Source organism: Aerococcus sp. UMB7834 (assembly GCF_030215145.1).
Taxonomy (GTDB): Bacteria; Bacillota; Bacilli; order Lactobacillales; family Aerococcaceae; genus Aerococcus.
This window is the reverse complement of sequence record NZ_JASOLI010000002.1, coordinates 86,832-112,307: the sequence shown is the minus strand read 5'-3', so window position 1 is coordinate 112,307 and position 25,476 is coordinate 86,832. Positions and strand designations below refer to the sequence as shown.

The 25,476-nt window shown below is 51.0% G+C and carries 22 protein-coding genes; 1 reads left to right on the top strand and 21 read right to left on the bottom strand.

Annotated elements, in window-relative coordinates:
* Positions 1 to 149: 149 nt before the first annotated feature.
* The 3 genes from QP339_RS02085 to QP339_RS02075 form a co-directional block, all read right to left on the bottom strand.
* Entirely contained in the window at positions 150 to 887 is a 738-nt protein-coding gene (locus QP339_RS02085) for a CPBP family intramembrane glutamic endopeptidase (protein ID WP_284910211.1), read from the bottom strand.
* Between the two features lie 471 nt (positions 888 to 1,358).
* A complete protein-coding gene (rplS, locus tag QP339_RS02080; RefSeq protein WP_284910210.1) occupies positions 1,359 to 1,709 on the bottom strand; it encodes a 50S ribosomal protein L19 in 351 nt (116 codons plus the stop codon).
* Positions 1,710 to 1,828: 119 nt separating this feature from the next.
* The gene (locus QP339_RS02075) at positions 1,829 to 2,536 is read right to left on the bottom strand and encodes an HAD family hydrolase (protein WP_284910209.1); all 708 of its coding nucleotides are present in this window, start codon (positions 2,534 to 2,536) and stop codon (positions 1,829 to 1,831) included.
* 297 nt (positions 2,537 to 2,833) lie between these two features.
* Between QP339_RS02075 and tpiA the strand changes: the two genes are divergently transcribed.
* Entirely contained in the window at positions 2,834 to 3,589 is a 756-nt protein-coding gene (tpiA, locus tag QP339_RS02070) for a triose-phosphate isomerase (protein ID WP_284910208.1), read from the top strand.
* A gap of 737 nt (positions 3,590 to 4,326) precedes the next feature.
* Here tpiA and QP339_RS02065 read toward each other — a convergent pair.
* The 18 genes from QP339_RS02065 to smc all read right to left on the bottom strand — a co-directional run bounded on the left by QP339_RS02065 (position 4,327) and on the right by smc (position 25,472).
* Entirely contained in the window at positions 4,327 to 4,488 is a 162-nt protein-coding gene (locus tag QP339_RS02065) for a hypothetical protein (protein ID WP_284910206.1), read from the bottom strand.
* A gap of 56 nt (positions 4,489 to 4,544) precedes the next feature.
* Positions 4,545 to 4,796: a hypothetical protein gene (locus QP339_RS02060; protein ID WP_284910204.1), complete on the bottom strand. Its 252-nt coding sequence runs from the start codon at positions 4,794 to 4,796 to the stop codon at positions 4,545 to 4,547.
* A 31-nt stretch (positions 4,797 to 4,827) separates the two neighbouring features.
* Entirely contained in the window at positions 4,828 to 4,986 is a 159-nt protein-coding gene (locus tag QP339_RS02055; RefSeq protein WP_284910203.1) for a glycine zipper family protein, read from the bottom strand.
* Between the two features lie 254 nt (positions 4,987 to 5,240).
* Positions 5,241 to 5,387 carry a glycine zipper family protein gene (locus QP339_RS02050; RefSeq protein WP_284910202.1) on the bottom strand — a complete coding sequence of 49 codons (147 nt, stop codon included), beginning with the start codon at positions 5,385 to 5,387 and terminating at the stop codon, positions 5,241 to 5,243.
* A 926-nt stretch (positions 5,388 to 6,313) separates the two neighbouring features.
* A complete protein-coding gene (locus QP339_RS02045; protein ID WP_284910201.1) occupies positions 6,314 to 7,024 on the bottom strand; it encodes an MIP/aquaporin family protein in 711 nt (236 codons plus the stop codon).
* A 12-nt stretch (positions 7,025 to 7,036) separates the two neighbouring features.
* Entirely contained in the window at positions 7,037 to 8,875 is a 1,839-nt protein-coding gene (gene glpO, locus QP339_RS02040) for a type 1 glycerol-3-phosphate oxidase (RefSeq protein ID WP_284910199.1), read from the bottom strand.
* Positions 8,876 to 8,900: 25 nt separating this feature from the next.
* Entirely contained in the window at positions 8,901 to 10,409 is a 1,509-nt protein-coding gene (gene glpK, locus QP339_RS02035; protein ID WP_284910198.1) for a glycerol kinase GlpK, read from the bottom strand.
* Positions 10,410 to 11,230: 821 nt separating this feature from the next.
* A complete protein-coding gene (locus QP339_RS02030; protein ID WP_284910197.1) occupies positions 11,231 to 12,655 on the bottom strand; it encodes a helix-turn-helix domain-containing protein in 1,425 nt (474 codons plus the stop codon).
* Positions 12,645 to 13,988, bottom strand: coding sequence for an NAD(P)/FAD-dependent oxidoreductase (locus tag QP339_RS02025; protein ID WP_284910196.1), 1,344 nt, complete (start codon positions 13,986 to 13,988; stop codon positions 12,645 to 12,647). Before QP339_RS02025 ends, QP339_RS02030 begins: the two co-directional genes overlap by 11 nt.
* A 151-nt stretch (positions 13,989 to 14,139) precedes the next feature.
* Complete coding sequence (gene trmD / locus QP339_RS02020; protein ID WP_284910194.1) at positions 14,140 to 14,886, bottom strand: tRNA (guanosine(37)-N1)-methyltransferase TrmD; 747 nt, start codon at positions 14,884 to 14,886, stop codon at positions 14,140 to 14,142.
* Positions 14,886 to 15,410 carry a ribosome maturation factor RimM gene (gene rimM / locus QP339_RS02015; protein WP_284910193.1) on the bottom strand — a complete coding sequence of 175 codons (525 nt, stop codon included), beginning with the start codon at positions 15,408 to 15,410 and terminating at the stop codon, positions 14,886 to 14,888. The genes trmD and rimM overlap by 1 nt, the downstream gene beginning before the upstream one ends.
* A 674-nt stretch (positions 15,411 to 16,084) precedes the next feature.
* The gene (locus QP339_RS02010; protein ID WP_067972240.1) at positions 16,085 to 16,333 is read right to left on the bottom strand and encodes a KH domain-containing protein; all 249 of its coding nucleotides are present in this window, start codon (positions 16,331 to 16,333) and stop codon (positions 16,085 to 16,087) included.
* Between the two features lie 17 nt (positions 16,334 to 16,350).
* Positions 16,351 to 16,623 (bottom strand): 30S ribosomal protein S16, encoded by a 273-nt coding sequence (rpsP, locus tag QP339_RS02005; RefSeq protein ID WP_067972242.1) that lies wholly within the window; start codon positions 16,621 to 16,623, stop codon positions 16,351 to 16,353.
* A 609-nt stretch (positions 16,624 to 17,232) separates the two neighbouring features.
* Entirely contained in the window at positions 17,233 to 18,672 is a 1,440-nt protein-coding gene (gene ffh, locus QP339_RS02000; protein ID WP_284910192.1) for a signal recognition particle protein, read from the bottom strand.
* A gap of 16 nt (positions 18,673 to 18,688) precedes the next feature.
* The gene (locus QP339_RS01995; protein WP_070617568.1) at positions 18,689 to 19,039 is read right to left on the bottom strand and encodes a putative DNA-binding protein; all 351 of its coding nucleotides are present in this window, start codon (positions 19,037 to 19,039) and stop codon (positions 18,689 to 18,691) included.
* Between the two features lie 941 nt (positions 19,040 to 19,980).
* Positions 19,981 to 21,012 (bottom strand): signal recognition particle-docking protein FtsY, encoded by a 1,032-nt coding sequence (gene ftsY, locus QP339_RS01990; protein ID WP_284910191.1) that lies wholly within the window; start codon positions 21,010 to 21,012, stop codon positions 19,981 to 19,983.
* A gap of 49 nt (positions 21,013 to 21,061) precedes the next feature.
* Complete coding sequence (locus QP339_RS01985) at positions 21,062 to 21,892, bottom strand: Cof-type HAD-IIB family hydrolase (protein ID WP_284910190.1); 831 nt, start codon at positions 21,890 to 21,892, stop codon at positions 21,062 to 21,064.
* Positions 21,870 to 25,472, bottom strand: a complete 3,603-nt coding sequence (smc, locus tag QP339_RS01980; protein ID WP_284910189.1) for a chromosome segregation protein SMC — start codon at positions 25,470 to 25,472, stop codon at positions 21,870 to 21,872. The genes QP339_RS01985 and smc overlap by 23 nt, the downstream gene beginning before the upstream one ends.
* Positions 25,473 to 25,476: the final 4 nt, after the last annotated feature.

Here is a 25,476-nt window from a genome sequence, read left to right as displayed (position 1 = left end):
CTTTTCTCCTATAATTTAACATAAAAGCGGTTTCTTTTCTATTTTTTAATTCGCTTTATTTTGAGGGAACAACGCAACGGATGCTCACTAGTACAATTTGATAAAGAAAGCAAAAAACTCCCAGCCGAATCGGACTAGGAGCTGAGCACTTAGCTAAAAAATTGGAGGAGGTAAGTGCCTAAAAGAATAAGAGCCGCAAAGCCGTTATTCATCATGTGGAGGAGGATAGCGTCCTTGAGATTTCTCCGCCGGCGGTAGGCTAGGTAGAGGGCAATCCCCATGATGATATACATCAAAGCCTCAATCATATTACTGGACAAGTGGTTGAGACCAAAAATTAGCGAACTCAAGACCAGGGGCCACCAGAAGCTTTCAGCCTTGAAGAAAAGATGCTGGAAAATGCCCCGGAAGACCAATTCTTCGAGAAACGGCACCGCAAAGCCCATCATGAGAAAGAAAGCAATATTGGAAATAGGCGATACTAAGTTAGGGTCGCCGGAGAAGAGCATCTGGTCATTGGCCGATACCCCCGTCTCATAGACAGCTTGGTTGGCCATGGTCAATACCACCACCGCCACGCGGACCCCAATATAATAGAGGAAGACGATGCCTACATCCTTCCATCCCAAGCGGTCGAAGTTGTCCTTGCCCTGGGCACGCTTGTAATAAAAGTTATAAAGAAAACGGTAAGTCACATAAGCAAAAACTAGAACCAAGAGGGTCAGCCCAGCTACTATTGGCCAGGAAAAACGATGGGAATTACCATTGACCACAAGCATCAAGCCCATAGGTAGGGTTCCCCAAATCATCAAGCCAATCCATTTCAAAATATCCAAGAAGCGCTGCCCCCAGCCTTTCTCTTCCATCGTATATTCTTCAGTCATCATCACGACCTCCTTTAACTTCATTTTAACACAGGCAAAAAGCCCAACTCAATCAAAAAGGGAAAGCGGTTTAACCAGCGGGCCCTTTCCTCTCACAAGACTCACGCATGAAGCAGGCATCAGACTACTTTTTTGTAGAAAAATCAATTTGCTTTTTCTCTTAGCTAGAAAATCAAAAACTTTTACTCTTTTAGCTTAATAATTAACAATTTACTCATGAGCAAGAGTGAAGCGTTGAATTTGATTGTTAGCCATGAACAAGCAAGCGAAGCGAATTACGGAGCGTAGGCTTTAGCCGTACGGTCCGTTTAAGTCTCGCTAGGCGAGAGACCAAGGCTCGAGCCGGTGCCATGGCTCTTTAACAATCAAATTCAAAAGCGGAACGGATGCTCATCATTACAATTTGTATACCTATTACCATCCACCAAAAAGAAAAAGCAGCAAGCCAAGCCTGCTGCTTCAATATCTATCGAACTATTTACGACGGCGTTCAGCAATCCGAGCTGCCTTACCGTGACGATCACGTAAGTAGTATAATTTCGCACGACGAACTTTACCTTGACGGATCACTTCGATTTGGTCAACACGTGGGGTATGAACTGGGAAAGTCCGTTCCACACCAACACCACTAGAAATCTTACGAACAGTGTAAGTTTCGCTGATGCCTTGACCGCGGCGTTTGATAACAACACCTTCGAAGAGCTGGATACGTTCACGGTCACCTTCGACAACCTTAGCGTGGACACGAACGGTGTCACCAGGACGGAAGTCTGGGATATCAGAACGTAATTGTTCATTTGTAATGCTTTCAATTAATTTACTCATGTTTTTTCTCCTTCCAACAAACACTCATAGCAGGCAGACCTACTAGCGGAATATCGTTTGATACGTGACAATAACTCACAAGTACACATTTTAACAAATTCGAGTGGATTTGTAAAGGATTATTTGAGATTTTTTTGGACCCAAGTAAGAACTTCAGGGAAGTCCATGCAGACCTGGTCCACATAATCATCAACGCCTTCAAATTCGCGGTCCCGGTGGTTGAGCCAGACGGTATGGAAACCAGCTTCCTTGGCCGCCACCATATCGTGCTTGAAGTTATCGCCGAAGTAGACGCTCTCTTCAGGTCGGATGCCCATCCGCTGGCAGACCAAGTCAAAGATTTTGCGCTCAGGTTTGGCCACTCCCACCTCTTCGGAAACTAAGATATAGTCTTCTGGAATCCAGTCCATCAAGCCCATGGTCTCTACCTTGGCCCACTGCTTGGCGGTTTCTCCATTGGTAATAATGCCTAGGGGCTGGCCCGCTGCCTTCAAGAGATCGAGGACTTGGCGCATGTCGCCTTGGAGGTCCAGGTCCTTTTGGTAGCGCTGGTAGGCTTCTTGGAAAGCCCAGCCTTCTTCACTGGAAATGTCAATCCCATCATCAGCCAGGGGCGACTGGATGCGCTTGATCTGCATCTGCTTAATGCCCTCGGGGTCGAAGGCAAGACCCGGGAACTCCGTATCGGAAATATAACGGCTCTTCTTATACCAGATAGGGGCCCGGTCCTGGTCCAAGTCGGGGAAGACCTCCGTCAAAGCCCGACGGAAGGGATCCATCTGGTCGTAGAGGGTGTCATCAATATCAAAAATAAAATTCTTCAGCATAAGCTCTCCTTCTCAGTCGCTTGTCACGTCACACATCCCCTCCATTCTAACACATTTTGGGCCCTTCTCTGACGAATGAGAAAATTCTTAGCTGCTTCGTCAGAAATTTCGTTGGAACTGACTTTTATGTTGCTTATTAGTTGGGTTCAGGCTAGCAGAAATAGGTCTCTTGCTCCAGAGGTCTATTTCTCCCGCTAGCTTTCGCCCCCTTTGAGATTTTCTTCACTTTACAATAGTGTTTTCATGACAAAAATGGTAGAATACAGGTGTACTTAATTTCTGAAGGGAGATTTTAAATTGGTTAAGACAATTATTGCCGGAAACTGGAAATTAAATAAGACTGCTGGTGAAGCGAAGAGCTTCATCGATGACTTGAAAGCACAAGTGGACGCTAATGTGGACGCTGATGTGGTGGTTATCCCACCTGCCCTCTTCGTAGCTGACGCTGTGGAACGTACTCAAGATTCTGCCCTTAAAGTAGGGGCCCAAAACTGCTACTCCGAAGATAGCGGGGCCTACACAGGTGAAACCAGCCCTGCTGCCTTGAGCGACCTCGGCGTAGACTATGTGGTCCTCGGCCACTCTGAACGCCGCGAAATCTTCAAGGAAACCGACGAAGACATCAACGCTAAGGTCAAAGCTGCCCTAGACAACAAGTTAACCCCTATCCTCTGCGTGGGTGAAAGCTTGGAACAACGTGAAGCCGATGAATACATTGCCTTCATCACTGAACAATTAAAGGCTGCCCTCAAAGGTTTAGACGCTAATGACATCTCACAAGTTGTCTTCGCCTACGAACCAATCTGGGCTATCGGAACTGGTAAGACCGCTTCTGCCCAAGACGCAGAAGAAGTTTGTGCCGAAATCCGCCAAGTCATTGCTGAATTGACTTCTGAAGACTTGGCTAAAGAAGCCAGCATCCTCTACGGCGGTTCTGTTAAAGCAGCTAACGCTAAAGAAATCCTATCCCAAGACAACATCAACGGTGTCCTCGTTGGTGGCGCAAGTCTAGAAGTTGACAGCTTCACTGGGATTATTGATGCGGTAAAATAAATCGTTTTAGATTTTAAATAATATAAAGCCCTCAAAAGTCTGCTAGTGGCCAGCTTTTGGGGGATTTGTTTTGCTTTGCTTATTTAATGAATTGTATTGGTGAGCATGCGTTGCGCTTTTGAATGTGATCGTTGAAGAGCCATGGCACCGGCTCGAGCCAAGGTCTCTCGCCTAGCGAGACTCAAACGGCTCGTATGGCTAAAGCCAACGATCCATAATTCGCTTCGCTTGCTTTTCATGGCTAACGATCACATTCAAAGCTCCACTCCTGCTCACTAGTGACAAATGTAAAAATAAAATTCAAATTGCTAGTCATCCTCTATAAAAGGCAAGCTTATCTTTATAAAAAGTAATTATGATATTCGCTACACTTTTAAACGCGACCCTAGTTTTTAAGAAGGATTGTAGTTTTATCTTCTAATCAATAAATATAATTTTCGGATTTTATCGGTTGAAAACGCTTATCTTTTCTTGTTAGAATGGAGGTGCAAGAGGCAGTTAGTTTTTTAAGAGAGGAGCTGGCGAGTGATGAAGGACAACAAGATCATGCGCAATATTCTAATTTTTGTGGGCGGCTTAGTCGTCGGTATTCTGTTGAGCACACTCATTAACGTCATGGCCCCCTTCTAACCTATCATAAGCAGTCAGGCCTCCTAACGGCATACGTTGGGAGGCCTGTTTTTAGTTTTTAACCATTAGATTTCGACATTCTTAGCGAGCTTGTAGCGGCTATCTCTTTAATCGTAGGCCTTGGACATTAAGCCACGAATGATGAAAAAGATGATCACAAAGGAAAGAAAATCAATCAACAAGTTGTCTAAGTTTATCCAATTTCCTAGCACACTTTGGATAATAAAGGCTAGGGCGAGGGTTATAACATCGAGTATAAATTTCTTCATAGTGCCTCCTTAAATTAAATGATGCTTCAAATTCCGAAAATCATTGTCGCTAAGGATTACTCGTCACATTCTCTCAAGATAAAGAAGTAAAAAGTTAGGGCAATAATCACTGCTGGAAGGATGGCGATTAAATTATAAGCCAAAAACTTCTGCAGGACAAAAACAAGAATATGACTGGCCGACGTGTCGAGCACATACTGAAAGTTCCCCGCCACCCCATCCACAATAATAGTAATCGCAAAAATAAGGAAATAGGCATAAAAGCCGTACTTCGCGCTCAACCGGCGCTTTCTTAACTGGTCATTCATTACAGGCCTCCTTTATTTAGTCATCACTAACTTAATCTTCCTTCTTACCATCATCCTTCAAGCCCATCCCGATTCCCGTACCGACTACAAGACTTAATCCAATACCAAGAGGCATACTGTCAATCGTCCACCCCAGGAACACGCCAACTATCATCGCTAAACCAAGCCAGAATCCAAAATTATCTTTCATACCTCTCCTCCCTCAATCGATAACCATACTTGAAAGATTGATATTTCTTAGCTTCTAAAGCTACTGTAAAGGTTTTAGCTTCTCCTGTCAATCAATATTGGTTTTATTTATTACAAATAGACCTAATTTATATATATAAGCAAAGACTATTATATTTGCTATCTTGAATTAATAAAAAAGAGTCAGCTCAAGGCCGACTTTTATATCCCATAACATCTAATCGCATCTTGCGCAAGAGAGTACTAAGACTCAGGCTATTCATCCCCTTCAAAAGCAACACCTAAAGAAGCTCCGATGATTAAACCAAAGCCTATTCCAATCCCTAGTCTACCTGTTAATACACCAATAACTATTCCAAAAATTAATCCTAAACCAATCCACAATTCCAAGTTATCCTTCATTACCACTCCTCCTTGACTTTAAAAGAATCATAAATCCATCTTATAAATTCACTTTAAAACTTTTCAAGCTGCTCGTCAAATGTAATAAGAAGCAGATAAAAAAGCAAAGTAGATCCTCACCAGCACCATTCTATTTATCAATTACTCATATTACACGCATCTTTTTGATTGGGCAGCAATTCAATCGTGAGCAGAAGTGGAGCTTGAGTTTGATCGTTAGCCATGAAAAAGAAAGCCCAGGGTGTAAGAAAGAGCGCCTAGCTTTGGATGCTTGGAGTAAGTTGGAATAAGGGCAAGCCACACTTGCACCTTTCCAACTTGCGAAAGCACTCCAAAGCTGCTCTTGCGCACCCGACTGATATGAATTATGGAGAGTTGGCGCAAGCCTTACTCTCCGTTTGAGATTTGCTAGGCGAGAAGAATGTAGCAACGCTGCTGGCGCAGCCTTGAACTTCATCTCTAAGGCGCTTCGCTCCAAGAGCTGAAGCTGCTCGAGCCGGTGCTATGCTTTAGCCGTTGGAGCTTTAGCGACTTACGGATAAAGTACAAGACGGCTTCAGCCGTGTTGATCCTTTAAACATTTAACGATCAAACTCAAGACGGAACGCATGCTCACCAGCACAATTCTATTTATCAATTACTCATATTACACACTTTTTTGGGATTGTCTGCTAGTCAATTGTGAGCAGGAGTGGAACGTTGAAGTTGGTCCTTAGCCATGAATATACAAGCGTTGCGAATTACGGAGCGTAGGCGCCAGCCGTACGCACCGTTTGAGGCTCGCTAGGCGAGAGACCGTGGCTCGAGCCGGTGTCATGGCTTTTCAAGGACCAACTTCATAAGTGCAACGCATGCTCACAGCACATTTTTATTTATCCAAGCCAAATTAAAAGAGCCAGCCCCCAAGGCCGACTCTTCCATTCACTCTATGCATTAATCAAAACATCCAGTCCTGCTGCCAATAAGCCCCCTAACATGGGGCCAAGAATCGGCACCCAGGCATAGGACCACTGGCTAGACCCCTTATGAGGGATGGGCAGGAAGCTGTGGGCCAGGCGGGGGCCAAAGTCCCGGGCTGGGTTGATGGCGTAGCCAGTCGGCCCACCCAGGGAGACCCCGATGCTCACGATCAAGGCAGAGACTACAGCGGTACCTATCCCTGGCGCCATCTCAGTGTAGGCGAAGGCCAGAATCCCGTAGGCCAGGATGAAAGTCCCAATCACTTCCGCAATCACATTATCCAGGGGTGAATCGATAGCCGGTGCCGTAGCGAAGGTTCCCAGGATAGTATCTGGATCTTCGGTCTGGGCATAGTGGGGCCGGTAGAGGAGCCAGACGCCGACTGCGCCTAAAACAGCTCCCAGGACCTGGGCGATGGTATAGGCCAGGAAGGTCCCCCAGCTGATGGCCCCTCTGAGGGCAAAGGCCAAGCTAACGGCTGGGTTGAGATGGGCTGGTCCCATGTGACCGGTGGCATAGGCGGCAATGGCGACGGCCAGGCCCCAGCCGATGGTGATGGTCAGCCAACCCGCGTCCTTGCCCTTGGTCCGGTCTAGGCTGACATTGGCCACCACCCCGTCCCCTAGGAGGACCAGGAAGGCCGTGCCGAGAAATTCTCCGAGTACATCTGTGGGCATGGTGGTCCCTCCTTATCCAGCCTGGTCCTTGAGAACTTGCAGATCATTTTCTTCAATGGTTGCCTTTAATTGGTCCAGCTGGGCTTGTTTTTCCTCAGCGGTCCAGTCATAGGCTGCTGCCATGATGTCTAAGACCGGTGCGATCATATGGTCCACCTCATCCCGCTTGAAGAGCAGGTAGTTGGTCCGGCGCAGGAAGTAGTCCACTGGGGTCAGAGTCATTTCATAGGCCATGGCATAGGCCAGCATGATATTCTCCTTGAGGGTCAGGCGGTCATCCTTGTCGATCTGGTCGACCAATTGGAAGACTTGAGGAGCATTGGACCCGTAGAGGGCAGCAATTTCATAGGCTTCCTCATTGGTCAAGCCGCGGCTGACACCGATTTGGGCATAGGCTTCGAATTCGCGTTCGATATTGTCGGGGTTGATTTCCCCGCCTGAGACTGGATAGGTTCTGGAATTGATGGCCCGGAAGTGGCGGTCGAACTTGTCAGCCAGGATGCCGATAATCTTCTCCAGAGCACCGGCTGCCATCTTGCGGTAGTCCGTGATCTTGCCGCCAGCCAGGGTGATTAAGCCATTGTCATCAATGGAGAGGTCCGAACCCCGGGAGACTTCGGAAGGTTTCAATTGTTGTTCGGACAGGCTGCCTTCTAGGTTAGCCACGACCCCTTCGACTTGTTCGCGGGTCTGTTCCTCCTTGAGATAGGCTTGGACTGATTGGATCAATTGGTCGAAGCTGTCGTCGGTCAGCTTGCCGCTATCGCCCCCGTTGTAGTCGGAAGACGAGTTGCCAGCGAGAAGTGGCCGGAGCCCTGCCCAGGAGGATTCCACATCCTCTAGGCTAATGTCCGCATCTGGGAAGCGGCCGTTGACAGCTGCCAGGAGATAGTCCACGTCCTCTTGGGTGACTTGGGGGTGCTTGAGGTCGCCTTGGTAATCAGTGTCGGTCGTCCCGAAGTAGGTCTTATTCTCTCTTGGGATGACAAAGATCATCCGGCCGTCATTGTGGCCGCTGTCGAAGTAGACGGGATGGTTGACCTTGAGCTTGGCGGAATCGATAACCAGGTGGACGCCCTTAGTAGGCCGCATTTGGTGGATGGCTTCTTGGTCCGACCGGTCTAAGTTCCGGGTCTTATCGGACCATGGCCCTGTCGTATTGATGACCACCCGTGCCTTGATTTCGAATTCTTTATCGCTAAGTCGGTCGAGGGCCCGGACACCTGTGATATCTCCCGCTTCATTATAAGTATAACCCACTGCTTGGACCCGGCTGGCGACTAGGGCACCGTCGTCTTGGGCCCGCTTAATGTTTTCGATCACGAGACGGATGTCGCTGTTGTTGAAGTCGAGGTAGCGGCCCCCACCCAGTAAGCCTTCTGCTTTAAGAGCAGGTTCTTCAGCCAGGACTTCTTCCTTGGAGAGGACCTTGTTGGCATAAGGCGAGGTCTGGATGCCTGCCAGGAGGTCGTAGAGGTCCATGGCCACTTTGAGCCGGAAGAGGTTGAAGGTTGCACCCTCTTCATCATAGACCGGCAAAATCATGGGGTCGGGCTTAGGAATGTGGGGAGCGATCTGTTGGACCACGGCCCTTTCCTTGACCGTATCGGATACGACTTCCACGTCGAAGTGTTTGAGGTAGCGGATCCCCCCGTGGACTAGCTTGGTCGACCGGCTGGAAGTTCCTTCAGCGAAGTCCTGCATCTCAATCAGACCGGTTTCTAGGCCTGACGCGGCCGCTTGGAGGGCGACGCCGGCCCCGGTAATCCCCCCACCGATTACGAGCAGGTCGAGTTCCCGGTCCTGCATCTTTTGAATGGCTTGTTGACGACTTTGGTATGAAAATTTCATGGTTTATCCTCCTCTAAAGATTATCCTACGCTTCATCACTTGTATCGGCAAAGACCTGGGTGGCTTTAACAGCCCGGGTCCAGCCCTTGTAGAGTTGTTCCTTGCGGGCATTGTTCATGGATGGGTTGAAGGCTTGGTCGACCGCATTGAGGGTCTTCAGTTCCTCCAGATCTTCCCAGTAGCCCACTGCCAGACCTGCCAGGAAGGCCGCACCCAGGGCAGTGGTTTCCAGGTTCTGGGCCCGGGCAATCTCAATACCTAAGATATCGGCCTGGAACTGCATGAGGTAGTTGTTCATAGCTGCCCCACCGTCCACCTTGAGGACATTGATGGGCATGCCCGTGTCCTTCTCCATGGTATCAATGATGTCCCGGGTCTGGTAGGCCAGGGACTGGAGAGTTGCCTTGACAAAGTCCTCCCGGCTAGTTCCTCGGGTCAGGCCGAAGACTGAGCCCCGGGCATCGGAATTCCAGTAAGGGGCGCCCAGGCCGGTAAAGGCAGGGACGACATAGACCTCATCCTCACTGGTGGAGGCTTGGGCTAGATCTTCGGATTCCGGTGAGGACTGGATCAGCCGCATGCCGTCCCGCAGCCACTGGATGGCAGACCCTGCCACGAAGATGGACCCTTCCAAGGCATAGTGGATCTGGCCGTTAATCCCATAGGCAATGGTCGTAATCAGGCGGTTGTCCGAGAGCTGGAAGTCTTCACCGGTATTCATAATAATGAAGGCCCCGGTCCCGTATGTGTTCTTGACCATCCCAGGCTCAAAGGCAAGCTGGCCGAAGAGGGCTGCCTGCTGGTCCCCCGCCATCCCGGCGATTGGGACTTCCGCCCCATAGAAGTGGAAGGGAATGGTGTGGCCGTAGACCTCGGAATTGGACTTGACTTCCGGCAGCATGCAGCGGGGAATATTAAGCAGGTCGAGGATCTCTTGGTCCCAGTCGAGTTCTTTCAGGTTAAAGAGCATGGTCCGGGCCGCATTGGAGTAATCGGTCACGTGGCACTTGCCATCGGTCAGCTTCCAGACGATCCAGGAATCAATAGTTCCGAAGAGCAGGTCGCCCTTCTCCGCGCGTTCCTGGGCCCCATCCACATGGTCTAAAATCCAGCGAATCTTGGTCGCGGAGAAGTAGGCGTCGATCACCAGGCCCGTCTTCTGGCGGATCATCTCCGTATGGCCGGCTGCCTTGAGTTGGTTGGCGATGGCTGCGGTCTGCCGAGACTGCCAGACAATGGCATTATAGATAGGAAGCCCCGTCTCCTTGTCCCAGATGACGGTCGTTTCCCGCTGGTTGGTGATCCCAATCCCCTCAATTTGTTCGGGCTTGAGTCCGGACTCGATAAAGGCTCCGGCAATCACAGACTGGACGGAATTCCAGATCTGGTTGGCGTTGTGCTCCACCCAGCCAGCATGGGGGAAGATTTGTTCGAATTCTTTTTGGTAGGAGCCCACATTCTCACCCTGGTGGTTGTAGATAATTGCCCGGGTGGACGTGGTGCCCTGGTCAATGGCCATAATATATTTTTCCATCTTAACCTCCTATTGTTCAAATAGAATTGGACTTGATTTCTAAGTTCTGTCAATATTATAGCGTTAGCGCTTACATAGATGGTCTTAACTTTTTTAGGATTTTGAAAAAAGCTGATAGTTCCTGCATACAGATAGAGATTGTGCTAGTGAGCAGGCCTGGCACTTCTGAATTGGAGCCTTGAATGATAAAGTAAAAGGATGGTGTCCAAGTGTTTGGGCGATTGCAAGAATCACAAGAATTTTTCATTACTCTTACTTAGTTGTCTTTTCTATGGAGAAGGATATTAATGACCTGTAATATAATTATTATTACAATAATGAAACGCTCTATTTCTCTGTTATCAGGATAAATTATTGCAAATAGAACTAAAAAAAGAAGGCTTAAAAAAATACTATAGCGTAAAAACTTTTCTCTTTGCATAATCTTCACTCCAATATCATATTTCAAACTAATGCCCATATATACTAGGGCGTCTATTCTGGCAGATCTCCACTTTTATTCTCACTATAGCATGTTTTAAAAGCTAAAAACAATTCAAGACTAACTTAAAAAAGTTAGAAGTGGAGCACTTGAACATATTTTTAACGTTTGTTAAGGTGAACTTGTAAGAATAAAAGAAATTTGCAATTCTTTATGAGTGATCCCTCTTGAAAGATACCCTACAGTTGATAACGATTCTTGTCTTAATTATTTCTAATTACTTGACAATTAAACACTGCCACGATTTACAAAGGAAGCTTGATGCTAAGAATAAGCCAAAAGGATGAGGTCCAAGTTTGGGCATCATCCTTTTTCTTATTTTTATGATTAGATATATCCTTTAAGTCCCAACTTTTTGCTGGAGGACTTGTTTGAGGTATTTGAGGTCGTAGGGGGATAAGTTCTCCTTGAGATAGTAAGTCTGGGCGGGATAGTCGCTGGCTTGGCGGTAGTCACTGATGAGGAAGTCGTAGGCCATGCCTTCCTGGTAGGGGTCCAGGCTGAGCCGGCGGTGGATTTCAAGCTGTTGGCGTAATTCCAACATGGTCTTTCGATCCAGGTTGGTCAAGGGATCCAGGCGGACAGCGACTTGGTAGACGGCTTCTTCTCTCAGATCGAGCGTCTCCAGGGTCTGGCCCCACTTCCACTGGACCCAGGTCAGGAGGTCGCCTCGGTCATCTAGGCTGATGGGCAAGGTCTTGGGTACAACTTGGGCTAGGAGGTCTCGGGCAGCCTGGGCATAAGAACTGTTCGCATCAGGCAGAGGCCCTTGGAGGAGGAAACCTTGGAAGTAGCTGAGGGCCGAATAGGACTGGCCGGCTTCATAGACGATCCGGGCCTTTTCTCGCTTGTCCAGGGCTTGGTCCTGGTTGAGCAGGCGGACGGTCTGGCTGGTGGCTGACATGATGGGGCCGCCGTAGCCCAGGAATTGTTCGTTGACGCTGGGTGAGAGGAGGTAGTGGGAGCTGAGGAAGAGGACATGGCTGACCAGGTCGCCCTCTTGGAAGTCGCGGGCCAGCTGGGACTGGTAGCGGAGAAGGTGCTGGCGGGCCCGCTGGTAGAAGGGACGGTCCTGGAGGTCGGCACTGATTCGGTAGAGACTTTCATAATCGCGGTCATTGAAGCTAGCCAGGCGCTGGGTCACATAGAGCCAGAGGGCCAGCCGGTCTTCCCCTCGCGGCGTGAATGGCCCCTTATTAATCTTTTCAAAATAAGGCAGGTAGGCTTTGAGACCGTATTGCTTAATGAGCCCGTCCTTAGTTGCTGGCGGCAGGCTGCTTGTATAGAGCTGGTAGTAGAAGTAGAGGACCTGGTGGTGGGGGCCCTTGAGCCGGCCATTTCTGATCTGCAGGCCGAATTCCTGGAGGTCCTGGTTGAGCTGGGCCAGGTTTCGGTTGAGGGTGGCTTCAGAAACGAGGAGCTGGTCGGCCAGTTGGTTAATGGCGAATTCCCCCTTCTCAAATAAGTAGTCTAAGACCTGGTACTTGATGCTGTCCTGGAGAAAATAGGCCAGAATCTCTTCTTGGGATAGGTGCTGGTCCAGCCAGAGATTGACCTGGTCGTCCTGCCAGTCCAAGCGCCAAGCCATCTCCCCTGCTTGGCCGGCTTCCTGGATAGCACGTAGATACTTGTCTAGAGTAGCTTGGGAGAGGTCGACCTGGTCTTTGAGCGTCTTAATCGGCAGGGGGCCAGCTTGCTGGATGAGCTGGTGGACGACTTGGTAGGTCGCAGCCTGGCTGCGTTCCATCAATTGACTAATCTGCATGGTCGCCCTCCTCTCCGTCTAAGATTCGGCGCCGAGTCCGCCAGTGTTGACCGATGGCCTGGAACCAGTCCGGATCGATCAAGGCCTGGCGCCCCTGGTAGAGATTGGCTTGAAGGCTCAGGAAGTGGTCGGTCAGTCCCGCCTGGAGGGCTGTTGCCATCAAGACCAGGACCATTTGACCCGTCGATTGGTCGGATAGGCAGGCTTGGAGGCCCAAGATTTTGCCCGTGGCTTGTTCACTAATGAACTGGATAGCCAGCCCGTCACTCTCATAGCGGGTCAGGCAATAGGCCAGGTCCTGGTAGTCCGCCTCGGTCTGGCTGATCCCACCGGTAAAATAAATCTTCTGGTCCAAGGTCAAGGCCTCAGTCCTCTGAGAAACCGGCACTGGATAGCGAGCTGCCTCCAAGTTCAAGGCGGCTAGCCGCCCTGTCTGCTTGGCATGGCTGACCAGGGGCAGGTAGGTCTGAGACTTCTCCGGACCCAATGGCAGGCGGACCAGGTCCCCACAGGCAAAGACACCAGGAGCTGAAGTCCGCAAGTAGGCATCTACCCAGATGGTCCCGTCCGGGTTAAGGACAAGCTGGTCCTGGACAAGTTCTGTCCGCGGCGCCAAGTTGATGGCAAAGTGGACGGCGTCAGTCTGATAAGTCGCCTGCTGGGTCTGAACCTGGACGCCGCTCGTGTCCGCTTCAAAAGTTTGGTAGGTCGCCTGGCAGTGGACCTGGACGCCCAACTGGATGAGCTGGTCTTGGAGCCGGTCGCCCAGCCAGGGGTCAAAGAGCTTGTAGGCCAGATAGGGGCCAGCCTCGATTAAAGTTACTTGCTTACCCAGCTGGCGGTAGAGGACGGCAGCCTCAATGCCGATAGGACCGCCCCCAACCACTAGAATATGGTCCACTTGCTTAATAATTTTCTGACTCTGTTGGCTGGTCACACGGTCCTTGGTCCGGATCAAACGCTGGGCCTGGTCGGAGCTCAAATCTTTAGGATAGACCTGGCTGCCCATGGCTAAGACCAGGTAGTCGTAAGGCTGCTGGGATACTTTTCCGTCCTCCTGGTAAGTTATGGTCCGGTCCTCGACCTGGATCGCCTGGACTGGCGCTTGCAAGTGGCAGTCAATCTTCTGTGACTCAAGCTGGCCAAGGCTGACGGTCGCTCCCTGGCTCAAGTCCGCCAAGTGACCCGTCAAGACCTCCTTCAAGCTATTGGGGCTAAAGGCCAGGTCTTCCCCCGCTTCAAAAAGCTTGACCTCCGCTTCAGGATATTCCTCCCGGCAGGCCAAAGCCGCCTCCAGCCCCGCAAAAGAGCCACCGATAATTACAATTCGCATGCTTGTCCCTCCTCTTGTCTTCAACTTGCTTCCTATTATAGAGAGCCATTTAGAGAAAAGCAAAAGAGATTGTAGCATTGACTCCCTTAGTTAGAAGCAAGGCAAGCCTAGTAGATAAAAAACCGGGCAAATTTACCCGGCTCCATACGGTTTATTCATTATTTTCTTCCTGGTCCGCCTGCATATCAGCCAACCAGATTTTTTCTTGGTTGGAGAGTTCGTAGTCCTCGAGCAGGTCGGGACGGCGTTCTAGGGTCCGACGCAGGGATTCTTTTTGCTTCCAGTCGGCGATCTTGGCGTGGTCGCCGCTCAGCAGAACATCGGGCACGGTCATACCATTGAATTCGCGCGGCCGGGTGTATTGGGGGTGCTCCAAGAGCCCGGTGGAGAAAGAATCTTCCACCACCGATTCGGCATTGCCGACAGCATCATCCAGGAGGCGGACGGTGGCATCGATGACTGCCATGGCACCCAATTCACCCCCAGTTAGGACAAAGTCGCCCAGGGAGATTTCATCCGTGACATAGTGGCGGATGCGCTCGTCGTAGCCCTCATAGTGGCCACAGATAAAGATCAAGTGGTCCGCTTGGGCTAGAGATTCAGCTTGGGCCTGGTCGAAGGTCTTCCCAGCTGGATCCAAGAGAATGACCCGTTTGTCGGTGTCGGGATGGCTGGCCTTGATAGCTTCCAGGGCCCGGTAGATGGGCCCCACCTGGAGCAGCATGCCAGCACCACCGCCAAAGGGATAGTCATCCACGTGGCCGTGCTTGTTTTCGGCGTATTGGCGGAAGTCGGTAATCCGGATATCCACCAGGCCTTTTTCCTGGGCCTTGCCGATGATGGACTGGGTCAGGGGCGCAAACATTTCGGGGAATAGGCTTAAGACGTCAATCTGCATTAGTCGATCAATCCTTCCATGGGGTCAATCAGGACATAGCCCTCGTCCAGGTTGACCTCCTTGACCACGTCTTCGATATAAGGGAGGAGGATGTCCGCCCCCTTGGCAAAACGTTGGACATGCCAGACGTCATTGGGGCCAAGCGCTGTAATCTCCCGGATCCGGCCCAGACGCTCACCCTCTGTCGTGCGAACTTCCAGACCGATAATGTCTTCATAGTAGAAGGCCCCCTCTTCCAGGTCGTCTTCGCGGTCCTCCCCTGCGACCATGAGCACCATGCCCTTGAAACGTTCCACATCGTTAATGGAGGGATAGCCCTTGAAGTGGAGGATGTGGAAGTTCTTGTGGACGTAGTGCTTATCCACTTCCACCTCCTCCACCGCTTGGCCCTTGTCGAAGAGGGTCAACCGGCTCCCTGGCTGGTAGCGCTGGTCTGGAAAATCGGTGGACGAAATCACCCGGACATCGCCGCGGATGCCGTGGGTATTGACCAGTTTACCCACCTGATAATAAGTCTCTGTCATCTGCATGACCTCCTTTTAGTGGTTTTTATTGTTGGTTTTGCTAAAAATAGATAAGCTTTGTTTAGTCTTAAATAGGTAGAGGCTAGGCTTCAGTCTAGACATTTGAATTTGATCGTTGCCATGCTTTAGCCGTTGGAGCGTTAGCGACTTACGGATAAAGTACAAGACGGCTTCAGCCAGTGTTGATCCTTTAAAAATTTAACGATCAAATTCAAAAGCGTAACGGATGCTTCTTAACATGATCCAAAAGCTTGATGCTCTTATTTAAAAAAGCTAGGGCAGTGTCGCCCTAGCTCATTCTAGCATATTTGTGACGTGTTAGTTGGGTTCGCAGTTGCAGACTCGGAGTGATTTCACAAGTCTGAAACGAGCGAATACTTCGCTCTTTTTCCGACTTGCTCCAATCATCCGAGTCTAAACGCCAGCCCTCACACCCTTCTAGTCAGGTTCGAGGATGCAGAAAGGGCTCCTCTTCACAAAGAGCCGCCGAAGACTTTCAGTCTTCTTTGGCTCTTTACTCCAGAGGTCCCTTTCTACCGCATCCTCTCACACCCTTTATAGTCGGGTTCAGTCGCGCAGAAGTGGCTCCTCTTCACAAAAAATCTTTCGAAGGCTTGCAGCCTTCTCAAGCTTTTTGCTCCAGAGGTCCACTTCTTCCCGCGCTCCCTCACACCCTAGTCTCCATCTCGATCAATGAGTAGGCGGACGCGGCGGTGGTTTTCGACGCGGACGCTGTAGAGAATGGTGCGAATGGCATTTGCTACACGGCCACCTTTACCGATCACACGCCCCACATCCTCTGGGTTTAATTGCAGGTGGTATTCTAAGTATTCGTCACCATCGACAATTTCCAGGTGGATATCTTCTGGATATTTTACTAACGGAGTCACAATCGTTAGCAGTAAGTTTTCAATATCTGGCATGCTAGCTCATCCTAGTCTTATTTGTTGTTTTTAGCTTCGTGATGTTTCTTCATGATCCCTTGACGTGAAAGGATGTTGCGTACTGTATCAGTTGGTTGCGCACCGTTAGCTAACCATTTAAGCGCTAATTCTTCATCAAGAACAACTTCTTCTGGTTCAGTTGTTGGGTTGTAAGTCCCAATCTTTTCGATGATACGACCATCACGTGGTGCACGTGCGTCTGCTGCAACAATACGGTAGAATGGGTTACGTTTTGCACCCATACGTTTTAAACGAATTTTAACTGCCATGAGTTAATTTCCTCCTTGTTTCTTTTCAATATATATTTTCTTTAATCACATTTGTATACTATATCAGCTTTTCCCAGGCTTGTAAAGTATTTTTTCTTTACAGGCCCATTTTTTTATTCAAAGCGGTCCTGACCAGTCATCACAGACAAAGAATATTCTGCTAGCTGCTTACTGCAACTTTCTTTGAGACAATGCAGTTTCCCGGCGCTTTACTGCATCTTCTCTCAGGACAATGCAGTTTTTTAGCGCTTTACTGCATCTTCCCGCAAGACAATGCACTTTCCAAAAAAACAAAATCAAGAAAAGGGCAAAACTTAATAAAGCCGCCCTTAAAAACTATTCATATCTTCCCGTGCCGTTCAATGATTGGACTTTTTGGTTCGGCAATTTAGATGTGAGCAGAAGTGGAGCTTGATTTTTTGTCGTTAGCCACGAATAAGCAAGCGATGTGAATTAGGGATAGTTGGCGTCAGCCTTACTAGCCCTTTGAAGCTCGCTAGGCGAGAGACCTTGGCTCGAGCCGGTGCCGTGGCTCTTTAACGACAAAAAATCAAAGCGGAACGCATGCTCACCAGCACCATTCCCAAAACAATAAACTACAACCAATCCTTAACGGCGTTTCTTTTTCCCCAGCTTCTTATTAAGCTTGCGCATCATACGGCGGCTGGCGACTTCCTGCATCTTGTTGCGCTTGCCGCCCCCTGCTTGGCCCATGCCGCCCATGAGCTTGTCCAAGCCGCCCAAGTTGCCATTAGAGATCTTACTCATCATGTCACGCGATTGGTTGAACTGCTTGATCAGGCGGTTGACTTCAGCCACCGTGGTCGCTGAACCCTTAGCAATCCGTTTGCGTCGGCTCTGGGAGATTTCATCAGGATTTTCCCGTTCGAAGTTGGTCATGGACTGGATAATGGCCTTGGTCCGGGTCATTTCTTTTGGATCAATCTTGAGCTGGTCCAAGCCCGGCATTTGGTTGAGGCCAGGGATCATCTTGATAATATCTTCCAGCGGCCCCATCTTATTCATCTGCTCCATCTGCTTCATGAAGTCGTTGAAGTCGAAGGTATTCTCCCGCATCTTAGCGGCCATGGCTTCAGCTTCCGCCTCGTCGAATTCCTTCTGGGCGCGCTCGATCAGGGTCAACATGTCCCCCATGCCCAGGATCCGGTTGGCCATCCGGTCAGGGTAGAAGATTTCAATGTCTTCCAACTTCTCCCCGGTCCCGGCGAACTTGATGGGCTTGCCCGTGATGCTGGCAATGGAAAGGGCCGCCCCACCGCGGGAGTCCCCGTCCAGCTTAGTCAGCATGACCCCGGTAATTTCGAGCTCATCATCGAAGGCCTTGGCCACGTTGGCAGCTTCCTGCCCCGTCATCGCGTCAACGGTCAAAAGAATTTCATTAGGATTAACCGCTGCCTTGATATTCTTGAGCTCATCCATCAACTTCTCATCGATTTGGAGTCGGCCGGCGGTATCGATAAAGACCGTGTCATAGCCCTTTTCTTGGGCGTATTGGATGGCCTTCTCGGAAATTTCGACCGGGTCTACCTGGTTACCCAATTCAAAGACGGGCAGGTCCAGCTGCTGGCCGATGGTTTGGAGCTGGTTGATGGCAGCTGGCCGGTAGATGTCCCCTGCCACCAAGAGGGGCTTGCGGCCTTTTTCCTTGCGCAGGTAGTTGGCTAACTTCCCAGCTGTTGTCGTCTTCCCTGCCCCCTGGAGGCCGACCATCATGAGGACAGTCGGTTGACCAGCTGACGCATAGTCGATGCCTACCTGCTCGCCCCCTAAGAGCTCGGTCAACTCTTCGTTAACAATCTTAACCACCTGTTGGGCCGGCGATAAGGAGGCTAGGACCTCACTGTCCAGAGCCCGCTCATTGACCCGCTTGACAAAGCTCTTAACCACTTTGAAGTTAACATCGGCTTCCAAGAGGGCCAGGCGGACTTCCCGCATCATTTCCTTCAGATCTGCTTCAGTAATCTTACCCTTCTTGCCGACACCCTGGATGGCACCCTGCAAGCGGTCTGATAAATTTTCAAATGCCATATTTACACCTCACACTTTAGTCATCGATTTCATCATTTAATAACATCAATTCTGCCAGCATCTCATGCAAGACTTGATCTTCCGGATACTGGCTGTCGATATAGGATTGGACCTTCTGACCCAAACGCTTACGCTGGCGGTAGGCCTTGACATTATGGAGGACCGCTTCATAGTGCTGGAGAATCTTCTCCGTCCGCCGAATATTGTCATAGACCGCCTGGCGACTCACATCATAAGCCTCCGCAATCTCCCCCAGCGAATAATCATCCTGGTAGTAGAGCGCCATATAAGCCTGCTGCTTAGCCGTCAACAAATCGCCATAAAAATCATAGAGGCGGTTCATCTCATTCGTCTTTTCCAATTCCATTCACATTCGCCCCTTAACTGATCTAGGAGCCAGCAAAACAAGTCCGCCGCTCCTCCTAACAATACTTAAGGATAACGAAGCCCCAATAGAAAGTCAATTCAAATCTTCCCAGAAAATCGTGCTGGTGAGCATCCATTTCGCTTCGAGTTTGATCGTTAAAAAGCCATGGCACCGGCTCGAGCCAAGGTCTCTCGCCTAACGAGACTTAAAGGGAGAGTAAGGCTTGCGCCAACTCTCCCTAATTCGCTTCGTTTGCTTTTTCATGGCTAACGATCAAACTCGAGCTCCACTCCTGCTCATAAGTAATCATGTTGAAGCACTTATATTGCGTTATCCACTATAAAAACTACTGATTAGACCTAAAATAATTAGGTTGGGATCCCTGCCCCAGCCTTTTTTGTTGTCAACGAATGTAAATTGAAAAATTAGTACGATTGAATTGTTTTGAATTGGAGGCGAACTTTCAAACAAGCTTTTTTGTTTGCAAGTAGCAGAGCTCCAAGCTGCCAGAATTTCTGTTTTTTGATCCATTTTCTAAAAGAACCCATCAATGATTTTATTGCATTATATAAAAAATAAGAAATTCATGTCATGAGCAGGAGTGGAGCTTGAAAGTGATCGTTAGCCGTGAAAAAGCAAGTTCAAGGGTGAGAGCAAGAGCGGTTAGCTTTGGATGCTTGGAGTAAGTCGGGATAAGGGCAAGCAAGGCTTGCACGTTTCCGACTTGCGAAAGCACTCCAAAGCTGCTCTTGCGAACCCGACTAGATATGAATTACGGCTAGTTGGCGATAGCCTTACTAGCCGTTTGAAGAATGCTAGGTGAGGGACCTTGGCCCGAACCGGTGCCACGGCTCTTTAACGATCACTTTCAAGACGGAACGTATGCTCATCGGCACAATCTCCATCAAGCAAATAATCTGCTTTTCACTTCAACCCCCAGCCTATTGCACTTCCACCACATCGCGCACCATCTGGTAGATAAACTGCTCCGGATCGAACTTCTGCAAGTCATCCAGCTGCTCGCCCAGGCCAATAAACTTGACTGGAATATCCAGCTCATAGCGAATAGCAAAGATCACGCCACCCTTGCCGGTCCCGTCCATCTTAGTCAGGATAATACCCGTAATATTCACGACCTTGGCGAATTCCTTGGCCTGCTGGAGAGCATTCTGTCCCGTTGTGGCATCGAGCACGAGCAGAGTTTCGTGGGGGCCATCGGGGATTTCCCGCTGGATGACCCGGTTCATCTTGTCCAGCTCCGCCATCAGATTGGCCTTGTTCTGGAGCCGGCCCGCCGTATCTACCAAGAGATAGTCGAAGCCTTCTGCCTTGGCCCGCTTGACCCCATCGAAGACAACGGAGGCCGGGTCACCCTGGTCGCGGCCTAAGACAATCGGTACATCCACTCGCTGGGCCCATTCTTCCAGTTGTTCTACAGCCCCAGCTCGGAAGGTATCCCCGGCCACGAGTAGGACTTTTTTCCCCTTGGCCTTCAATTGGTAGGCAATCTTACCGATAGTAGTGGTCTTGCCGACCCCGTTCACGCCCACAAAGAGCATCACGGTCGGATCGTCCGTTTGGCTTTCATTGATTTCGACCTCAGGGCTTTCCCCCTTGTCGTAGATTTCAATCATCTTTTCGACCACGGTATTTTTCACTTCTTCACCGGACCGGGCATTCTTCAACTGGATCTCTTCGCGGACGGCATCCGACAGGGCGATGGTCATGTCGAAGCCCACATCGCTTGAAATCAGGGTCTCCTCTAGATCATCGAAGAAGTCTTCGTCCACTTCTCTAAAGCCGGCAAAAAGCTCATTAATCCGCTCTGAGAAGGTCTTCCGGGTCTTTTCAACCCCCTTATCATACTTCTCAAAGACAATCTGCTCTTCTTTTTCTTCGGCTGTCTCTTGCTTGTCCGTAACAATGGGGTCTTCCCCAGTGAAGGCTTTCTTAATGCGATCAAATAATCCCATGCTTGGGCCACCTTTCTATTTGTCCTTGCGACAACTTGTCGCTTCTGTCTTATTGTATCAAGTCTCCTGGTTTTTTTAAAATAAATTCTCTAAGGGCATAGGCGACCCCGTCTTGGCTATTGGACCGGGTGACTAAATCGGCCTGGGCCAGGATATCCGGATGGCTGTTGGCCATGGCAATCCCTGTTCCGGCATAGGCGAACATAGCGGCATCGTTGCGCTCGTCCCCAATCGCATAGACCTGGTCCTTCGAATAGCCTAGGCGGTCGGCCAAAATCCCCAGTGCCTTGCCCTTGTCGATCCCCTGGGCCATGAATTCCAGCTCTTCTGGAACCGAATGGATGAGGGAGTAATCTTGGTAAAAATCCTGGGGCAGCTTGGGAATCTGGGCGTCCAAGTGGTCAGGCTCTGTGGCGACCACCAGCTTGGGGAAGGTCAGGTCGCCGTCAAGATCTGCCAGGCTAACTTTTTCAGTCGGTAGGAAGTCGCGGGCATCCCCATAGTGTCCCGGATAGTCTGTTGGATAGGGCAACTGGTAGACCTGGTTCCGGCTGACTGCTTCTAGAGGCAGGTCCAAGTCGTGGACGACTGGATAAATGGCTTCCAGGTCTTCCATAGTCAGCGTTTCTTCGAAGAGGACTTCTTGGCCACGGTTGGCAACCACCAGTCCCCCATTGTAGGTCACGCTGTAGTGGTCAGCGCTATCCAGGCCAACTTCTTGGAGAATGGCTTCGATAGCCGCTAAGGGGCGGCCGGTGCAAATCACTATCTCGACGCCGGCTGCCAGGGCCTCTTGGATGGCCTGGCGGTTGGCCGCACTCACCTCCTTGTCTGGATTGAGTAAGGTGCCGTCAAGATCAATGGCCACGAGTGCTTTCATCACGAGACTCCTTTCCTTCTTCAAGTGCTTCCGCGTCAAAGTCTGCCAGGCTGACTGAGGCTAGCTTGGAAATCCCCGATTCCTGCATGGTTACCCCATAGAGGACATTGGCGGCCTCCATGGTGCCCTTGCGGTGGGTAATGACGATGAATTGGTTTTCTTTGGAAAAATTCTGTAGGTACTGGCCGTAGCGGCGGACATTGGCATCGTCCAAGGCAGCCTCCACCTCATCCAGGATGGTGAAGGGGATGGTCTTGACATGGAGGATGGCAAAGAGCAGGGCGATAGCAGTCAGGGCCCGCTCCCCGCCCGAGAGGAGGCTGAGGAGCTGGAGGTGCTTGCCGGGTGGCTGGGCCATGATTTCGACCCCGGTATTCAAGAGGTCATCGGGATCGGTCAGGACAAGGGTTGCCTTGCCCCCGCCAAAGAGCTTGGGAAAGACCTTCTCAAAGGCGTCGCGGATGGCTTCAAAAGTCACTTTGAAGCGTTCGGTGACTTCCTGGTCAATCCCCTGAATGGTCTGGTAGAGGTTGGTCTTGGCCTGGTCGGCGTCCTCCCACTGCTTGGTCATAAAATCATAGCGTTCCTTGACCTCTTCATAGTCCTTGATGGCCGCCAGGTTAACGGGCCCCAGGTCTTCAATGGTCTGCTTGAGCTGGCGGACCTTGGTCGAGGCAGCTTCCATGGACATGTCCAGCTGGCTGATCTCCCGGGCCCGCTCATAGGTCAGGCCGTATTCTTCCCGCAGGTGGTCCAAGTGGTTGTCGATTGAAACCTCATAGCGGGAAACGGTCGCCCCGAGCTTGGCTTGCTGGCCCAGGGCTTCCTGGAGCTGGTCGTTTAAAGCTTGTTGTTTTTGACTCAATGCTTGGCTTTCTTTTTGGAGGTCCTTGCGGGCTTGACGGGCTGCCTTGAGGGCCTGGTCGACTTCCTTGAGCTGGGCTTTAGCCGTTTGGTAGTCGGCCTGGTAGCGCTCGGCCTGGCCGGACTGCTCGCTCAATTCTTGGTCCAGGTCAGCCAGGGCCTGGATGGTTTGGGCCTGGTCTTTTTCTTTTTGTTTGAGGGTCGCTTGGGCGGCCTGGTAGTCCTTCTCAGCCTGCTTCTTCTGCTCGGCGAGGACAGCGAACTGGCTCTCAAAGTGTCGGAGTTCGGCTTGGAAGTCCTGGAGGCGTTGGGCCCGGTCCGATTCGGATAAATTCATCCGCTCGATGCTAGCCTTAAGCTCTTGGACTATCTTAGCCTGGTCTTTCGACTTATGGTCAAGCTCGCCTGCCTGCAGATCCAAGTCTTGGACTTGTTCCTTGGCACTGGCCTGGTCTAGCTTGAGGAGGTCCAGGTCGGCTTCTAAATTCTTCAAGTCTCGGTCGACTTGGTCCAGGGCCTGCTTGAGCTCTTGCTCTTCCAAGCGGCTCTCGCTGCCGGCTTCCTTGACAGTTTCCATTCGGTCGACGATGGCTTGGCCTTTAGCCTGGACACTTTCACGCTCGGCCTGGCTCTGGCTTTGGGCCTGGGCCAATTTGTCTTGCTCAGTCTGCAAGCGGTCGATCTCCTGCTTACGGGAGAGGAGGCCGCCCTTGTCCTGCTTCTGCTGGCCCCCGGTCATGGAACCCCCGGCATGGATGATATCACCTTCCAGGGTCACAATCCGCTGGCGCTGGCCGAGCTTGGCTGCCATCTGCCGGGCATTATCCATCTTGTCGGCTACCAGGGTCGTTCCCATGAGATTCAGCATGACAGCGCGGTAGGTCGGGTCATAAGTGACCAGGTCTGCCAAAACGCCCACATAGCCGGAGCAGGACTGGGCCTGGTTCAGGACTTGTTGGCTGAGCTGGCGGGGCCGGATCACAGCTAGGGGCAGGAAGGTGGCCCGGCCGCCCCGGCTTTTCTTCAGGGCTTGGATGACCTGGCTGGCTACTTTGGCATCTGCAGTGACAATATTTTGTAGGCCGCCGCCCAGGGCCGTTTCGACGGCTGCTGTATAGGCCGGGTCAACCTGGATAAGTTCGGCCACCGCCCCGTGGATACCGGGGATCCGGTCCTTCATCCCCAGAGCATTCTTAACCCCGTAGAAGAAGCCGGCATGGCTCTCTTCCAGGTCTTCTAGGCTGGTTAACCGGGCTTGGACCTGGATCATCCGCTCATGGGCCTGGCGGTAGGCTTGGTCAGCTGCTTCCAAGTCGGCCTGGTAGGTCTTGGCCTCTTGGGCGAGTTCTTGGTAGTTGCTGAGCAAGTCTTCGGTCGCCTGCTTTTTTTCCTGGTAGGCCTGGTCGCGGTCTTCCCGCTCCTTGATCAGCTTATCGTAGTGGGTTTGCTTGGCTTCCTGGTCCTTCTGGTAGCGGGCCAATTGGTCTTTAAGCCGGTCGCTTTCCTTAGTGATTTCTTTTTGTTCGTTATCGTAGCGGGCCTGGGCCTGGAGGGCGTCGATATAGTCATTGCGCTTGGTCTCCAAAAGCTCGGCCTGGCCGGCAGTCAATTCCTCCAGGGCCTGGTTGAGCCGCTGGTGTTCCTTTTCCTGGTCGGCATAGTCTTGGCGCACCCGGTCCAAGTGAAGGCTCAGCTTTTCGACTTCCTGCTTGGCTTCTTGGATGCCCTGGTCAAGCTCAGCTAAGAAGTTCTGCTGGCTGGTCTGGTCGCGCTGGTGGAAGTCCTGCTTCTCTTGGTAGAGACGGATCTTCCCTTGGAGCTTCTCGGTCTTTTGGACCGTATCCACATAGTCCGTCTGGAGCTGGTTGACCTGGTTCTCCTTGGCTTCTTCCTGACTCTTGACCTGGTCGGCTTGGTCCTGGTAGGTCTTCAGGTCGGCCTTGAGCTGGTTAACTTGGTCCTTACACTCCTCCAGGTCGCGCTGGGCCACCTGCCACTGCTCGGACAGGGTCTCCACCTGGACGCTGGTCAGGGCGATCTCAATCTCTGAGAGCTCCTGCTTGGTCGCCTGGTACTTGAGGGCGACATTGCGCTGGTCCTCCAAGGGTTCGAGCTGGCCCGCCACCTCGCTTAAAATATCTTCAATCCGGTTGAGATTGTCCTCGGCCCGGGCTAACTTGCGCTCGGCCTCGACCTTGCGAGTCTTGTACTTCATCACGCCAGCTGCCTCTTCGAAGATCCCCCGCCGCTCTTCCGCCTTCTGGGTGAAAATCGCCTCCACCCGTCCTTGGGAAATAATGGAAAAGGAATCCCGGCCCACGCCGGTATCCAGCATCAGTTCCGTGATGTCCTTGAGCCGGCACTGGCGGCGGTTGATCATGTAAGTGGCTTCCCCTGACCGGGTATAGCGGCGGCTGATGGACACCTCGTCCTGGTCAATGGCCAGGACCCGGTCCTCATTGTTGAAGGTCAAAGTCACCTCGGCATACTGGGCCTTGCGCTTGGCCTCCGACCCGGCGAAGATGACGTCATCCATCCGCTTGCCGCGCAGGGACTTGGCCGATTGTTCGCCGAGCACCCACTTGATGGCCTCGGTAATATTGGACTTGCCCGAACCATTGGGGCCGACAATAGCTGTAAAGCCCCGGTCCAATTCAATCCGGGTCTTCTCCGCAAAGGACTTAAAGCCGGTCAATTCGATTAACTTTAAATACACTGAA